This window comes from Tsuneonella rigui, from assembly GCF_003958625.1.
GTDB lineage: Bacteria > Pseudomonadota > Alphaproteobacteria > Sphingomonadales > Sphingomonadaceae > Tsuneonella > Tsuneonella rigui.
Window position 1 is genome coordinate 22,680 of the sequence record NZ_RSEL01000007.1, and the last position, 12,752, is coordinate 35,431.

Genomic DNA, 12,752 nt, shown 5'->3' on the forward strand with positions numbered 1-12,752 from the left:
GAATACCCACATGGCTCGTGAACCACAGCGCATCCGCAGGCGGGAGCGCAAGAACATCACCAGCGGCGTCGCTCACGTGAACGCCAGCTTCAACAACACGATGATCACCATCACCGACGCACAAGGCAACGCGATCAGCTGGTCTTCGGCCGGCATGATGGGCTTCAAGGGCAGCCGCAAGTCGACCCCCTATGCCGCCCAGGTCGCTGCCGACGATGCCGGCAAGAAGGCCGCCGAACACGGCGTCCGCACGCTGGAAGTCGAAGTGAAGGGCCCCGGCTCGGGCCGCGAGAGCGCGCTGCGTGCGCTCCAGGCGGTCGGCTTCACGATCACCTCGATCCGTGACGTCACGCCGATCCCGCACAACGGCGTCCGGCCGTCGAAGCGCCGCCGCGTCTGATCGTACCTGCCCGGCGGCAGGGTCGCTCCCCGCCGCCGTTTTTCCAGGGATCGGACGCTCCGCCAGCGCCGATCCCATACGCATTTGAACCCCAGGGGATATCCATGGCCGTCAACACCAAGAACTGGCAGGAACTCAAGAAGCCCAACAGCCTCGAAGTGAAGGACGCCGCCAAGGGCCGCCGCGCGACGTTCGTCGCCGAGCCGCTCGAGCGCGGGTTCGGCCTCACTCTCGGCAACGCGCTGCGCCGCGTGCTTCTCTCGAGCCTCCAGGGCGCGGCGATCACCTCGATCAAGATCGAGAACGTGCTGCACGAGTTTTCGTCGCTCGCCGGCGTGCGCGAGGACGTGACCGACATCGTCCTCAATGTGAAGCAGATCGCGCTCAAGATGGAAGGCGAAGGCCCCAAGCGGCTGCAGCTTTCGGCCACCGGCCCGGGCGAAGTCACCGCCGGCGACATCGCCGTGTCGGGCGACATCGAGGTGATGAACAAGAACCTCGTCATCTGCCACCTCGACGAGGGCGCGAACCTCAACATGGAGCTGACCGCCGACACCGGTAAGGGCTATGTCCCCGCCGTGGGCAACCGCCCGGTCGATGCGCCGATCGGCCTGATCCCGATCGACAGCCTGTACTCGCCGGTCCGCCAGGTCAGCTACAAGGTCGAGAACGCCCGCGTCGGGCAGGAGCTCGACTTCGACAAGCTGAGCCTCACCGTCGAGACCGACGGCACCGTCACTCCGGAAGATGCGGTGGCCTATGCCGCGCGCATCCTGCAGGACCAGCTGGCGCTGTTCGTCCACTTCGAGGACGGCATCCCGCAGTCGTCGAGCCCGATGATCGGCCTCGCCGCGCAGCCCGAAGAGAGCGACGCCAACCAGCTCAACCGTTACCTTCTCAAGAAGGTCGACGAGCTGGAGCTGTCGGTGCGTTCGGCCAACTGCCTCAAGAACGACAACATCATCTACATCGGCGACCTGGTCCAGAAGACCGAGGCCGAGATGCTCCGCACGCCGAACTTCGGCCGCAAGAGCCTCAACGAGATCAAGGAAGTCCTGAGCTCGATGGGCCTGCGCCTCGGCATGGACATCCCCGGCTGGCCGCCGGAGAACATTGAGGAAATGGCGAAGAAGCTCGAGCAGGAACTGCTCGGCTAATAAGCCGCTTTCTGATGTTTAAAAGCAAAGGGCCGCCCGATTGGGCGGCCCTTTCTTGTTGGCGCTGCCGACTCTGAATCAGGCGCAGTGATCGACCATCAACGAGCCGATCGCATCTCCGTTCTTGTCGAACCACAGGTATTCGTAGCGGCCGCCGACCGAGATGATGCTGCGCATGTCAGCCGCCGTGCATACCTTCTCGATTACGCTCGGCTTGAACGCCTCGAGCGCCCCCGGACGCAGTTCGGAGGCTGCGATATTGACCTTGTAGACATAGCTCAGCGTAACGCCGTTGGCGTTGACTCGCTCGAGCGTCGTCGCTTCATCGACCTTATTCGGTAACGAGCGATTGAAGCGCACGGCGGCCTCCCGCGTGAAGCAGCTCAGCTTCTCGAACTGGACCGACTTCGGCAGCTTGGCGAACTCGTCGTGTTGCACTTCACCCCCGCACGCGGCGGCAACCGCGTCCGCATCGGGCGAGGTAGACTGGGCGGAAACCGGACTGACGGCCACGCCGCTTAAAAGCGCGGCAAGCATCGCATAACGCATGGAAAATCCCCTCTCTCGCACTTGTATTGCAGAGGCGCGAAAGCCTGTCCATCGGGCAAGCCTTGACAATCTGGCGCCCATAGGCTTTGGGGCCGCGCTCACTGACGAAAGTGACTGGTTGTGGGCGGTGGCCAATTGCACCGCCTGACCGGCAGTACCTCAGACGGCTGCCGGACGAACGGAGAACTGAATATGCGCCACGGTCATTCCGGCCGCAAGCTGCAGCGCAAGAGCGGGCACCGCGCCGCGCTGCTGCGCAACCTCGCCGCCTCGCTGGTGAAGCACGAGCAGATCCTCACCACCACGCCCAAGGCGAAGGAACTGCGTCCCTATGTCGAGAAGCTGATCACGCTGGCGAAGCGTGGCGGCCTGTCGAACCGCCGCCTGGCGATGAGCCGCATCGGCGACGAGGCCCAGCTCAAGAAGCTGTTCGAGGTTCTCGCCGAGCGTTACGCCGGCCGTGACGGCGGCTACACCCGCGTGATCAAGGCCGGCATCCGCGCCAGCGACGCCGCCCCGATGGCGATCATCGAGCTGGTCGACCGCGATGTCGCCGCCAAGGGCCAGGATTCGGGCCCGGTGATGAACGCCGACGAGGACGAGCTCGAAGCCGCCTGAGCGCGTTACCGCGAAAAGAACAGGGCCGGGGGCTGATGCCTTCCGGCCCTTTTCTTTTGTCCGCCGATCACGCACATCCCATTGGCATGAAACACGTTCTTCTCGCGGCCGCTGGCCTGCTTGTCGCCCCCCTGTCCACACCCATCTTGGCCGATGACATGACCAAGATCGAATATCCCGCAACCCGCACCGACCAGGTGGTCGATACCCTTTTTGGGGAGCAGATCGCCGACCCTTATCGCTGGCTGGAAAACGATGTCCGCACCGATCCCAAGGTCGCGGAATGGGTCGCCGAAGAGAATGCTGTCACCGAGCGGTATCTCGGCACCCTGACCGGACGAGCGTGGTTCAAGCGGCGCATCGGCGAGTTGATGGACTACCAGCGCTTCGGCCTACCGGTGAAGCGCGGCGCGCGATACTTCTACACCGGCAACTCGGGCCTCCAGAACCAGAGCCCGCTCTATGTGCAGGACGGGCTGGACGGCGAGCGCCGTCTGCTGCTCGATCCGAACGGCTGGGCCAAGGACGGCGCGACCGCACTCAGCGACTGGGCGCCTTCGCCGCAGGGCAGGCACTTGCTCTACAGCGTGCAAGACGGCGGGACGGACTGGCGCATCCTGCGCGTACTCGACGTCGACAGCGGTCAGCAGACCAGTGACGAAATCCGCTGGGCGAAGTTCACCGGCCTGGCATGGGTGGGCGAGGGAGGATTCCTCTACTCGCGCTTTCCGGAACCGGAACAGGGCAAGGACTTTCAGGCCCTGAACTACAATCAGGCCGTCTATTATCACAAGCTCGGCACTCCGCAGTCCGAGGACCAGCAGGTTTTTTCGACGCCCGACCATCGTGACTATGGGCACGGCGTCAGCGTGTCCGACGATGGCCGCTGGGCTTTTGTCACGAGCACGATCGGGACTGACAACCGCAATGAAGTGCAGGTGATTGACCTCTCCCAGCGAGACAAGCTGGGGTGGGCGTCAAAGCCGCTTATCGATGGTTTCGACAATGCGTGGAACCCGATCGAAACGATCGGCACGACCGCCTACTTCCTGACCAATGCCGACGCGCCGCGCTACAGGATCGTTAAGGTCGATCTTTCGGTCGACAACCCGATGTGGACCACGGTGGTGCCCGAAAAGGCCGAGCCGATCGACGGCGCATCGATCGTCGGCGACCGGCTGATCGTCAGCTATCTGAAGGACGCCGCGAGCCGGGCGGTGATCTATTCGCTCGATGGCAAGCCGGGCAAGGCGATCGAGCTCAACGGCATCGGCAGCGCGAGCGGCTTCGGCGGCCGGCCGGGCGATCCAGAGACGTTCTACGCATTTTCCAGCTTCAACCGGCCGAGCACAATTTACCGCCTCGACCTCACTACCGGCGAAAGCAGTCCATTCGTTACCCCGAAGCTGACGTTCGATCCCGACCGCTACGTGGTCGAACAGGTGTTCTATCCGTCGAAGGACGGAACCAAGATTCCGATGTTCATCGCCAAGCGCAAGGATGTAACCGGTCCCGCGCCCACGCTTCTGTATGGCTACGGCGGCTTTGACGTGTCGCTCACGCCCAGTTTCTCTTCCACTCGCATGGCGTGGATGGAGGCGGGCGGCGTGTTCGCCCTCGCCAATATTCGCGGCGGCGGCGAATATGGCAAGGAATGGCACGATGCCGGTCGGCTCGCAAAGAAGCAGAACGTATTCGATGATTTCGCGGCGGCCGGCGATTGGCTGAAGGCGAACGGTGTCACTACCTCCAACGGTCTGGCAATCGAAGGCGGGTCCAATGGTGGCTTGCTGGTGGGCGCTGTCACGAACCAGCGTCCCGACCTGATCGACGCAGCGCATGCCGCGGTCGGTGTAATGGACATGCTACGCTTCGACCGCTGGACCGCGGGTCGTTATTGGGTCGATGACTACGGCAAGCCGAGCGTGGAGGCCGACTTTAAAGTGCTGCATGCCTATTCACCGTATCACAACATCCGCTCGGGCGTTGAGTATCCCGCGATACTGGTCACTACGGCCGACACCGACGACCGCGTGGTGCCCGGACATAGCTTCAAGTACGCGGCGGCACTCCAGGCTGCTGACGTCGGCGACAAGCCGCACCTGATCCGGATCGAAACCCGCGCGGGCCACGGCAGCGGCAAGCCAACCGACAAGGCGATCGAGGAAGGGGCGGACGTGCTGGCGTTCCTCGGCCAGTGGACTGGCCTCAAAGTCCCGCCCACTCCGGGCGACGCACCCTTGATCATGGACACGCCGTAGCGTTCAGTTTCACCGGGATTTTGCTGAACGGATGCTGTCACGCTAATTCAGGCTCATCTCACCGCGAATCACCTAGAAGGTTTGCACAAGGCGGGGAATTCCTCTCGCCGGATTTTGTGAGGTGAGCCATGAAGACCATTTCCAAGGCGCTGATCGGAACCGTCGCGGCTGGCGCGATGGCTCTGGCTGCCAGCCCTGCTGCTGCGCGCGACCGTCATGACGACGGCATCGACGCCGGCGACATTATTGCCGGCGCGCTGGTCATCGGCGGCATTGCCGCGGTTGCGAGCTCGATCGGCAAGGATCGCGGCTACAACGGCACCTACGGCGGGCCATACTACGGCGACTACAACGGCCGTTATGACAGCCGCTACGGCAATTACGGTTACAACTACAACCGCTACGGCAACTCGCGCCAGGCGGTCGAGCAGTGCGTTTCCGCCGCTCAGCGTGGTGCCTACGGCGCCCGGGTGACCGACATCCGCAGCATCGATCGCAAGCGCGACGGCTACCGGATCAAGGGCACCGTGGTGGTGAACGAGCGTGGCGGCGGCTGGGGCCGTGACTACAACTACCGCTACAGCGGCCGCAACTACGACCAGGGCAGGTTCTCTTGCGACGTCCAGTACGGGCGGGTCGTGGACCTCGACTACAGCGGCCTGCGCGGCAACTACGGTCGCGGCTGGTAAGGCCTGACAACGGCCATCGGCTGATACACAGGGCGGTTCAGGCTTATGCAAGCCTGGGCCGCCTAGTCGTTTCCAGCATTATGCGGCATCACGCCGCGTGATCTGTGTTGAGGGATTGCAGGTCATGTTCTTCCGTTTCGCTTCCGCCGCGGCCCTGGCCGCCACCGCTTCGATGCTCGCCGCGCCGCTCGCCGCTGCCGAGCTGCCGCGCTTGTACGCGCACTCCGCGATTGCCACGCCCGGCGTCTTTGAGGCTGACAGCGTCAACGCCTCCGGTCATCGCCGCTGGCGCCACCGCGACCGGGTCGATGCGGGCGACGTGGTCGCCGGCGTTGCCGTGGTCGGTGTCCTTGCCGCCTTGGCCAGCGCCGTCAGCAAGCAGAGCAAGCGGGACCGGGCGCGGACCGAGGGCTACCCCTATCCCGATCGTCCCTACGACTACCGCGCGCCCACCGACTCGCGCTACGGCGACGGCGCCGGGATCGACCGCGCGGTCGACATGTGCGCGCGCGAAGTGGAGCGCAACGGCGCGATCGACACCGTCGACACGGTCGAGCGTACCGGCTCCGGCTGGCGCGTCGCCGGACGGATGCAGGGTGGATCGCCGTTCAACTGCTCGATCGGCAATGATGGGCGGATCGAGGGCGTCGACACCGGCCGGATTGGCGCGGTCGAGGACCGGCAGTGGGGCGATGAGCGCTACGCCGCCGCGCGCCAGGCGCAGGATGGCGCAGCAGCGCCGGCCTATCCGGGTGGCCCGCTTCCGGGTGAAGCCGACGATGGGCGCTACGACACTGCGCAGGCCCCGGACACCGAGGGCTGACGCCTAAGGCTCGCTTCCCTCGCGATAAGCGGGGAGGGCGAGCCGAAAGCGGATCGCTGCGGCGCGCAGACTGAAGCCTGCCGTCCACGCGATCGCCCACGTGGCAGCGTCGGGCAGGCCGATAACGGCGCCGGCTACCGTGAGCATCGCGGCGAGGGCGGCGGCGGTGACGTACAACTCTGGCCGCATGATTATCGAAGGCACGCCGGCCACGATGTCGCGCGCGACGCCGCCGACGCATCCGGTCACCACCCCCAGGACGGCGGCTGGTACGGGGGCAACGCCGTACGCCAGCGCCTTGGCGGTTCCGAGCACGGCGAAAGCAGCCAGACCAAGCGCATCGGCCCATTCGAGCAACTCGTTTTCCCACCAGCGCCGGGGCGTGAACCAGGCGATTAGCGCGGTCGCGAAGATGACTGGCGCGACCCATGGATCGTGCAGCCAGAACGCCGGCGCGCCCAGCAGCATGTCGCGCAAGCTCCCCCCACCGACCCCGGTGATCAGCGCGAAGAACGCCATCGTGACGAAGGTCTGCTGAAGCCGCGCCGCGAGCAACGCTCCGGTCAGCGCGAACACCGCGACACCGGCGAGGTCGAGGGCGGGTGGGAGGACGGCAGGCGTCACGCGCTTGCCCGAACCTTGCGGCGGCGAAACAGCAGGGCGGTGCCGAGCAGCGCTCCGAGCAAGGCCAGCGACCCGAACACGATCACAAACGGATTGTGGCTGTCCTCCCGCGTCTGCAGGTCCATGATGTGCAAGCCCCACATGAAGTCGTAAATCCGCCACCAGCGCGTCCGCACCGCCTCGATCTCGCCGCTGTCCCGGTTGACGTACACATGAGTGCCATCGGCCAGCGCGACCTGCCAGCTTGGTACCGGCTTGCGCAGGTCGAGCGGCGGAGCCTTGGCGGAAAAGGCGCGCACGGAGGCGACGTGGTCGCCGCCTCGGATTGCGCCTGCAACGATAGCGCGCGCCTCCACCGCGTCGACTGCGGGCAAGGGCGCGCCACTCTCCGCATAGCGGCTCATCGTGCCATCAACGCTCGTAACCACCGATACGGTGCGGCCCCGCTGGACGAAGGTGCGCACCTGAGTGACTTGCGGATCGCCCGGTAGCGGCTGCGGTTTGTCTGCTATCCGCAAGTGCTCGCCGCGCACTTCCTCGATCGGGCGCGCGACCATCGCCACCCCGCTGAGTGTCCACAGTAACAGCGGCACCGCGACCAGCCAGCCGAGCCAGATGTGCCAGCGCGCGAACCGCGCCATCCAGCGAGGCGTCGCCATGATCAGGCGCTCACCAGCTCTCCGATCACGCCCGCGGCGGCGATGCAGTCAAGATCGCTCCACTCGCGGCCCATGACCTGCATTCCGCACGGCAACCCGCCGCTCTCGCCGACCGGGACGACTGTCGAGGGCAAGTTGGGGAAGGTAGCCAGGCCCGCCCAGGCTAGCGCATCGGCAAAGGCGCTGTCCTTGCCGTTGATAGTGATCCGCCGGTCGCGAATGGGCGTATCGTCGTGCTGGTACGCGACGAAGGGCAGCGGCGGCGCGAGAACGAAGTCGAACTCTTCGAACAGATCGGCCCAGGCGTAGCGATTGCGGGCCTGGGTATCGAGCAGCAGGTAGTAATCGGCGAGGCTGATCGACTGTCCGTCCGGTCCCGGCCGCCCGCGTGCCATCGCCGCGTTGAGCAGGCGCATGTAGTTCGCGTGTTGCTCGGCGAGGTCAGGGAGCAGGTTGCTACTTCGCGCGACCTTGGCGCCAGCGCTTTCGATTGCACCGATCGCTCCTTCGATCGGACCGCGCACACTGGCGTCGATCTCGCTCGCCGGGTGGTCGAGGATCGCGAGAAAGCGCATCTCTCGAAGCGGCTTCTCGCGCCGGAGCATCGGCTTGTCCGCGGTCACTTCAAGCAGCAGCGCGAGGTCCTCAGCCGAGCGCGCCAGCGGCCCCACGACCGACAGCGGCCCGTCGTGAACCTCGCGCCCACCCGCCATCGGATGCGCATGACCACGTCGGCTGACGAGGCCGAAGGTGGTCTTGTGCCCATAGATGCCGTTGAAATGCGCCGGGTTGCGGATCGAGCTGCCGATGTCGCTGCCGTATTCGGCCGGCACCATCCCGCTCGCCACCGCGACCGCCGACCCGCCCGACGATCCGCCCGAGACGCGCGAATTATCGAACGGGTTATTGGTCCGTCCGTAAACCGGATTGTTGCTTTGCAGGTCGGCGAGATCGGGCGGGACGTTGGTCTTGCCGAGGATGATCGCGCCGGCATCCTTGAGCAGTTCGACCACGCGGGCGTCGCTGTTCACGACGTAGTCCTTGAACTGCAGGTGCCCGAAGGTGGTCGGCAGCCCGGCGACGTTGAAGCTTTCCTTGACCGTCATCGGCACACCGAACAGCGGCCGGTCCTCGTGGTTCGCACCATCCATCGCCCTGGCCGCCTCGCGCGCGCGGTCGAAGTCGCGCACGACGACGGCGTTCAGCGGCCCGTCGAGCGCCTCGATCCGCGCGATCGCAGCATCGACAGCTTCGATCGGGGACAGCGCACCCGAACGGATCTGCGCGGCGGTCTCAATCGCACCAGGTTCATCGGTCAGTTTCAGGCGAGTCATGCGCGCATCCTCCCATTCGTTCGTTCAGGAATCGCCGACGAAAGCTGAGCCATGTCACACTTGTCACACAGTCCTGAGTACGAAAACCGCTGTGCCACGCGCGGCCTGATCCCGGAAGCATGTGAGGAACGGACAGCGATCGGCATCACCGAAATCTAGCCGCCGCACGCCGAAGTAGGAAAGCCGTTTCCATCGGAAAACGGCACCCTCAAGCGTCAAATATGGATCGGCTTGCCTTGGACCGCCATCGCCGCTTCCTTGATCGCCTCCGAGTGGGTCGGGTGCGCATGGCAAGTGTAGGCGATGTCCTCGCTGGTCGCGCCGAACTCCATCGCCTGCGCGGCTTCCGCGATCATGGTCCCGGCGACGCTGGCAATGCACCACACGCCGAGCACGCGGTCGGTTGCGGCGTCGGCGATCACTTTCACGAAGCCGTCGGGCTCGTGATTGGTCTTGGCGCGGCTGTTGGCGAGCATCGGGAACTTGCCGATCTTGACCTCGCCCTGTTCCTTCGCCTGCTCTTCAGTGAGGCCAACGCCGGCGATCTCGGGCCAGGTGTAGACGACGCCCGGGATGACCGCGTGGTTCACGATGCCGGTTTGTCCGGCGATGTTCTCCGCGCAGGCGATGCCTTCGTCCTCGGCCTTGTGCGCCAGCATCGGGCCGGGGATCACGTCGCCGATCGCCCACACGCCATCGACCTTGGTGCGGAAGTCGTGATCCGTCTCGATCTGGCCGCGCTGGTTCAGCTCGAGTCCGATTTTGTCGAGGCCGAGGCCATCGGTATTCGGCCGCCGGCCGATCGACACCAGCACGCAGTCGGCTTCCAGCGTCTGCGCCTCGCCGCCAGCGGCGGGCTCGACCGTCAGGCTCGCGCTCTTGCCCTTGACGTTGCAGCCGGTGACCTTGGTCGAGAGCATGAGCTTCATGCCCTGCTTCTTGAAGATCTTCGCCGCTTCCTTGCGCACGTCCATGTCCATCCCCGGGAGCAGCTGGTCGAGGAACTCGACCACCGTCACCTCGGCGCCGAGGCGCCGCCAGACCGAGCCGAGCTCCAGCCCGATCACGCCGCCGCCGATCACGACCATGCGCTTCGGCACGCTGGCGAGTTCGAGCGCGCCGGTACTGTCGACTACCACCTGTTTGGCGTTGTCGACCTCGACGCCCTTGAGCGGGGTGACCGAAGAACCGGTAGCGATGATCACGTTCTTCGCGGTCACGGTCTCGCCGCCGACAGTCACGGTATGCGGATTGACGAAGGTCGCGAGGCCCTTCTTCCAGTCGACCTTGTTCTTCTTGAACAGGAACTCGATCCCGCCCGTGAGCTGCGTGACCGCCTCGCGTCGCTGAGCGTGCATGGTTTCGAGATCGAGCTTGGGCTCGACCACGATGCCCATCTTGGCCATCGTGCCGTTGGCGGCGGCATCGAAGTACTCGCTGGCGTGCAGCATCGCTTTAGAAGGGATGCAACCGACGTTCAGGCAGGTTCCGCCCAGCGTTTCGCGGCTCTCCGCGCATGCGGTCTTGAGGCCCAGTTGCGCAGCGCGGATTGCGGCGACGTAGCCACCGGGGCCGGCGCCGATGACGAGGACATCGTAGTCGTAGGTATCAGGCATGGATCGGGTTCGCTTCTTCAATCGCAGGGTGGGGCGCGCCGTTCGCGGCGACCGCCATGTAGGACTTGGGCAACATCATCAGGCGCTCGGCCTGCAGGTGCCCATCGGGGAACAGGAAACGCATCTGGCCGCGCGTCAGGAGGCGCGCGCTGTCGACCATTTCATAGGCTTTCGACAGGTCCTCCGCCCGGCCGCCGGCCGCCAGCGGCAAGGCGCGCACCAGGCCCGCGCGCACGGGGCGCGGAAGCCAATGGAACAGCGGCAGGCGCCAGAAGTGCGGATCGACGGGAAACCAGTAGTTCGGCGTCTGCACGAAATAGCTGCGTGCGACGCGCCGAGTTTCATGCGCGAAGGCCTGCATGTCACGCCACAGACCGACGTGTTCGATCACCGAGTTCGAGTGACACAGGTCGAAATGGCCGTCCGCGTAATCCAGCGCACACCCGTTGCCGATCGCCATCTCGAACAGCCCATCGTGCTCGCCGCCATCGCGGCCGAGGTCGAACTCGAGCTCGCTCATGTTGAGGAGCGTGACCCGTGCCCCGATCGAACGCAGGTAATCGAGCCCGAACCGCTCCCAGTACGCGACCCGGCCGCCGACATCGAGGATGCGCAGCGTTTCGCCTTGCCGCGGGCATTGCGTCAGCACTTGGCGCAACGTCGCATCGCGGCGCGAGCGGAACCGGTCGGACAGGCCCTGCCTCATGCGATCACAGGTCGATCAGCATCCGCATGGGATCCTCGATCGCCTCCTTGATCGTCTTGAGCGCGGTTACCGCCTCGCGGCCGTCGATCAGGCGATGGTCGTAAGACAGAGCGATGTACATCATCGGGCGGATAACGATCTCGCCGTCGCGCACGACCGGACGATCCTCGATCCGGTGGAGGCCGAGCACCGCGCTTTGCGGCGGGTTGATGATCGGGGTGGACATGAGCCCACCGAACACGCCGCCGTTGGAGATGGTGAAGGTGCCGCCCTTCATGTCGTCCATCGTCAGCGTACCGTCCTTGGCGCGCTTGCCGAAGTCGGCGATGTCCTTCTCGATCTGGGCGAACGACTTGCTGTCCGCATCGCGCACGACCGGCACGACCAGCCCGTTGGGCGCGCTGACCGCGACCGAGATGTCGACATAGTCGAAATAGACGATCTCATCGCCGTCGATCTGCGCATTGACGCTGGGGATGTCCTTCAGCGCCAGGCACGCGGCCTTGGCGAAGAAGCTCATGAAGCCCAATTTGATGTCGTGCTTCTTGGCGAAGGTGTCCTTGAACTTCTCGCGCGCTTCCATGACCGCGGTCATGTCGACGTCGTTGAACGTGGTGAGTAGCGCGGCGGTTTCCTGCGCGCCCTTGAGCCGCTTGGCGATCGTCTGCCGCATGCGGGTCATCTTGACCCGTTCTTCACGCCGTTCGCCATTCGAGGCAGGTGCTGCCTGAGCCGGTGCCGGGGCGGGGCTGGGAGCGGCGGCGTCCGGCTTCTTCGAACTGGCGGCTGCCAGCACGTCTTCCTTGGTCAGCCGGCCGTCCTTGCCGCTGCCCTTGATCTGGGTCGGGTCGACACCATGCTCCAGCACCGCACGGCGCACCGCGGGCGACAGCGTCTGGGTCGCTTCAGGGTCGTGCAGCTTGGCTTGGGCCGGAGCGGCATCTTCCAGCGTGTTGTCGTCCGAGCGCGGAGCGGCGGGAGATGGTGCAGCCGTCGGCGCGGGAGCGGGAGCAGCCTGCTCGGCCGGCTGCGCTTCCTCGCGCGGGGCGACTTGTGTCGTCTCGCCCGGCGCGACATCGTCTTCGATCGTCGCGATCACCGCGCCGACCTCGACCGTGGCGCCGACCTCGACCGAGTGCGCGCCCATCACGCCCGCGACAGGGCTCGGCACCTCGACCGCGACCTTGTCGGTTTCGAGGCTGGCAATCGGCTCGTCGACCTTCACCGGGTCGCCGGGCTGCTTGAGCCATTCGCCGATCGTCGCTTCGGTGACCGATTCACCTAGCGTGGGGACTTTGACTTCCTTGGACATCGAT

Annotated in this window: 13 protein-coding genes; 6 read left to right on the top strand and 7 right to left on the bottom strand. The window is 65.4% G+C overall.

Annotation, left to right across the window (positions count from 1 at the left end):
• The first annotated feature begins 10 nt into the window (after positions 1-10).
• Together rpsK and ELY12_RS03435 are read left to right on the top strand one after the other, a co-directional pair.
• Entirely contained in the window at positions 11-400 is a 390-nt protein-coding gene (rpsK, locus tag ELY12_RS03430; RefSeq protein WP_021689122.1) for a 30S ribosomal protein S11, read from the top strand.
• 104 nt (positions 401-504) lie between these two features.
• Positions 505-1,557 carry a DNA-directed RNA polymerase subunit alpha gene (locus ELY12_RS03435; protein ID WP_126175315.1) on the top strand — a complete coding sequence of 351 codons (1,053 nt, stop codon included), beginning with the start codon at positions 505-507 and terminating at the stop codon, positions 1,555-1,557.
• A 78-nt stretch (positions 1,558-1,635) separates the two neighbouring features.
• Here ELY12_RS03435 and ELY12_RS03440 read toward each other — a convergent pair whose 3' ends face one another.
• Positions 1,636-2,070 carry a hypothetical protein gene (locus ELY12_RS03440; RefSeq protein ID WP_206435757.1) on the bottom strand — a complete coding sequence of 145 codons (435 nt, stop codon included), beginning with the start codon at positions 2,068-2,070 and terminating at the stop codon, positions 1,636-1,638.
• Positions 2,071-2,298: 228 nt separating this feature from the next.
• On the opposite strand from ELY12_RS03440, the gene rplQ reads away from it, so the two are divergent.
• The 4 genes from rplQ (at position 2,299) to ELY12_RS14390 (ending at position 6,497) form a co-directional block, all read left to right on the top strand.
• Positions 2,299-2,724, top strand: coding sequence for a 50S ribosomal protein L17 (rplQ, locus tag ELY12_RS03445; RefSeq protein ID WP_126175317.1), 426 nt, complete (start codon positions 2,299-2,301; stop codon positions 2,722-2,724).
• Positions 2,725-2,810: 86 nt separating this feature from the next.
• The gene (locus ELY12_RS03450; RefSeq protein ID WP_126175318.1) at positions 2,811-4,985 is read left to right on the top strand and encodes a prolyl oligopeptidase family serine peptidase; all 2,175 of its coding nucleotides are present in this window, start codon (positions 2,811-2,813) and stop codon (positions 4,983-4,985) included.
• Positions 4,986-5,113: 128 nt separating this feature from the next.
• Complete coding sequence (locus ELY12_RS03455; protein WP_126175319.1) at positions 5,114-5,674, top strand: hypothetical protein; 561 nt, start codon at positions 5,114-5,116, stop codon at positions 5,672-5,674.
• Between the two features lie 124 nt (positions 5,675-5,798).
• Complete coding sequence (locus ELY12_RS14390; protein ID WP_206435758.1) at positions 5,799-6,497, top strand: hypothetical protein; 699 nt, start codon at positions 5,799-5,801, stop codon at positions 6,495-6,497.
• Between the two features lie 3 nt (positions 6,498-6,500).
• On the opposite strand, the gene ELY12_RS03465 is transcribed toward ELY12_RS14390, so the two are convergent.
• The 6 genes from ELY12_RS03465 to odhB all read right to left on the bottom strand — a co-directional run bounded on the left by ELY12_RS03465 (position 6,501) and on the right by odhB (position 12,748).
• Positions 6,501-7,121, bottom strand: a complete 621-nt coding sequence (locus ELY12_RS03465) for a trimeric intracellular cation channel family protein (RefSeq protein WP_126175320.1) — start codon at positions 7,119-7,121, stop codon at positions 6,501-6,503.
• Entirely contained in the window at positions 7,118-7,780 is a 663-nt protein-coding gene (locus ELY12_RS03470) for a PepSY domain-containing protein (protein ID WP_126175321.1), read from the bottom strand. The genes ELY12_RS03465 and ELY12_RS03470 overlap by 4 nt, the downstream gene beginning before the upstream one ends.
• A gap of 2 nt (positions 7,781-7,782) precedes the next feature.
• The gene (locus ELY12_RS03475) at positions 7,783-9,114 is read right to left on the bottom strand and encodes an amidase family protein (protein ID WP_126175322.1); all 1,332 of its coding nucleotides are present in this window, start codon (positions 9,112-9,114) and stop codon (positions 7,783-7,785) included.
• Positions 9,115-9,329: 215 nt separating this feature from the next.
• Positions 9,330-10,730 carry a dihydrolipoyl dehydrogenase gene (lpdA, locus tag ELY12_RS03480; protein WP_126175323.1) on the bottom strand — a complete coding sequence of 467 codons (1,401 nt, stop codon included), beginning with the start codon at positions 10,728-10,730 and terminating at the stop codon, positions 9,330-9,332.
• The gene (locus ELY12_RS03485; RefSeq protein ID WP_126175324.1) at positions 10,723-11,436 is read right to left on the bottom strand and encodes a class I SAM-dependent methyltransferase; all 714 of its coding nucleotides are present in this window, start codon (positions 11,434-11,436) and stop codon (positions 10,723-10,725) included. The genes lpdA and ELY12_RS03485 overlap by 8 nt, the downstream gene beginning before the upstream one ends.
• 4 nt (positions 11,437-11,440) lie before the next feature.
• Positions 11,441-12,748 (bottom strand): 2-oxoglutarate dehydrogenase complex dihydrolipoyllysine-residue succinyltransferase, encoded by a 1,308-nt coding sequence (gene odhB, locus ELY12_RS03490; RefSeq protein ID WP_126175325.1) that lies wholly within the window; start codon positions 12,746-12,748, stop codon positions 11,441-11,443.
• Positions 12,749-12,752 lie beyond the last annotated feature (4 nt).

Coding starts and splice junctions, on each gene's coding strand:
- ELY12_RS03450 (WP_126175318.1), top strand. CDS start 2,811: ATGAAACACGTTCTTCTCGCGGCCGCTGGCCTGCTTGTCGCCCCCCTG.
- ELY12_RS03470 (WP_126175321.1), bottom strand. CDS start 7,780: ATGGCGACGCCTCGCTGGATGGCGCGGTTCGCGCGCTGGCACATCTGG.
- rplQ (WP_126175317.1), top strand. CDS start 2,299: ATGCGCCACGGTCATTCCGGCCGCAAGCTGCAGCGCAAGAGCGGGCAC.
- ELY12_RS03485 (WP_126175324.1), bottom strand. CDS start 11,436: ATGAGGCAGGGCCTGTCCGACCGGTTCCGCTCGCGCCGCGATGCGACG.
- ELY12_RS03435 (WP_126175315.1), top strand. CDS start 505: ATGGCCGTCAACACCAAGAACTGGCAGGAACTCAAGAAGCCCAACAGC.
- ELY12_RS03455 (WP_126175319.1), top strand. CDS start 5,114: ATGAAGACCATTTCCAAGGCGCTGATCGGAACCGTCGCGGCTGGCGCG.
- ELY12_RS14390 (WP_206435758.1), top strand. CDS start 5,799: ATGTTCTTCCGTTTCGCTTCCGCCGCGGCCCTGGCCGCCACCGCTTCG.
- ELY12_RS03475 (WP_126175322.1), bottom strand. CDS start 9,114: ATGACTCGCCTGAAACTGACCGATGAACCTGGTGCGATTGAGACCGCC.
- lpdA (WP_126175323.1), bottom strand. CDS start 10,730: ATGCCTGATACCTACGACTACGATGTCCTCGTCATCGGCGCCGGCCCC.
- odhB (WP_126175325.1), bottom strand. CDS start 12,748: ATGTCCAAGGAAGTCAAAGTCCCCACGCTAGGTGAATCGGTCACCGAA.
- rpsK (WP_021689122.1), top strand. CDS start 11: ATGGCTCGTGAACCACAGCGCATCCGCAGGCGGGAGCGCAAGAACATC.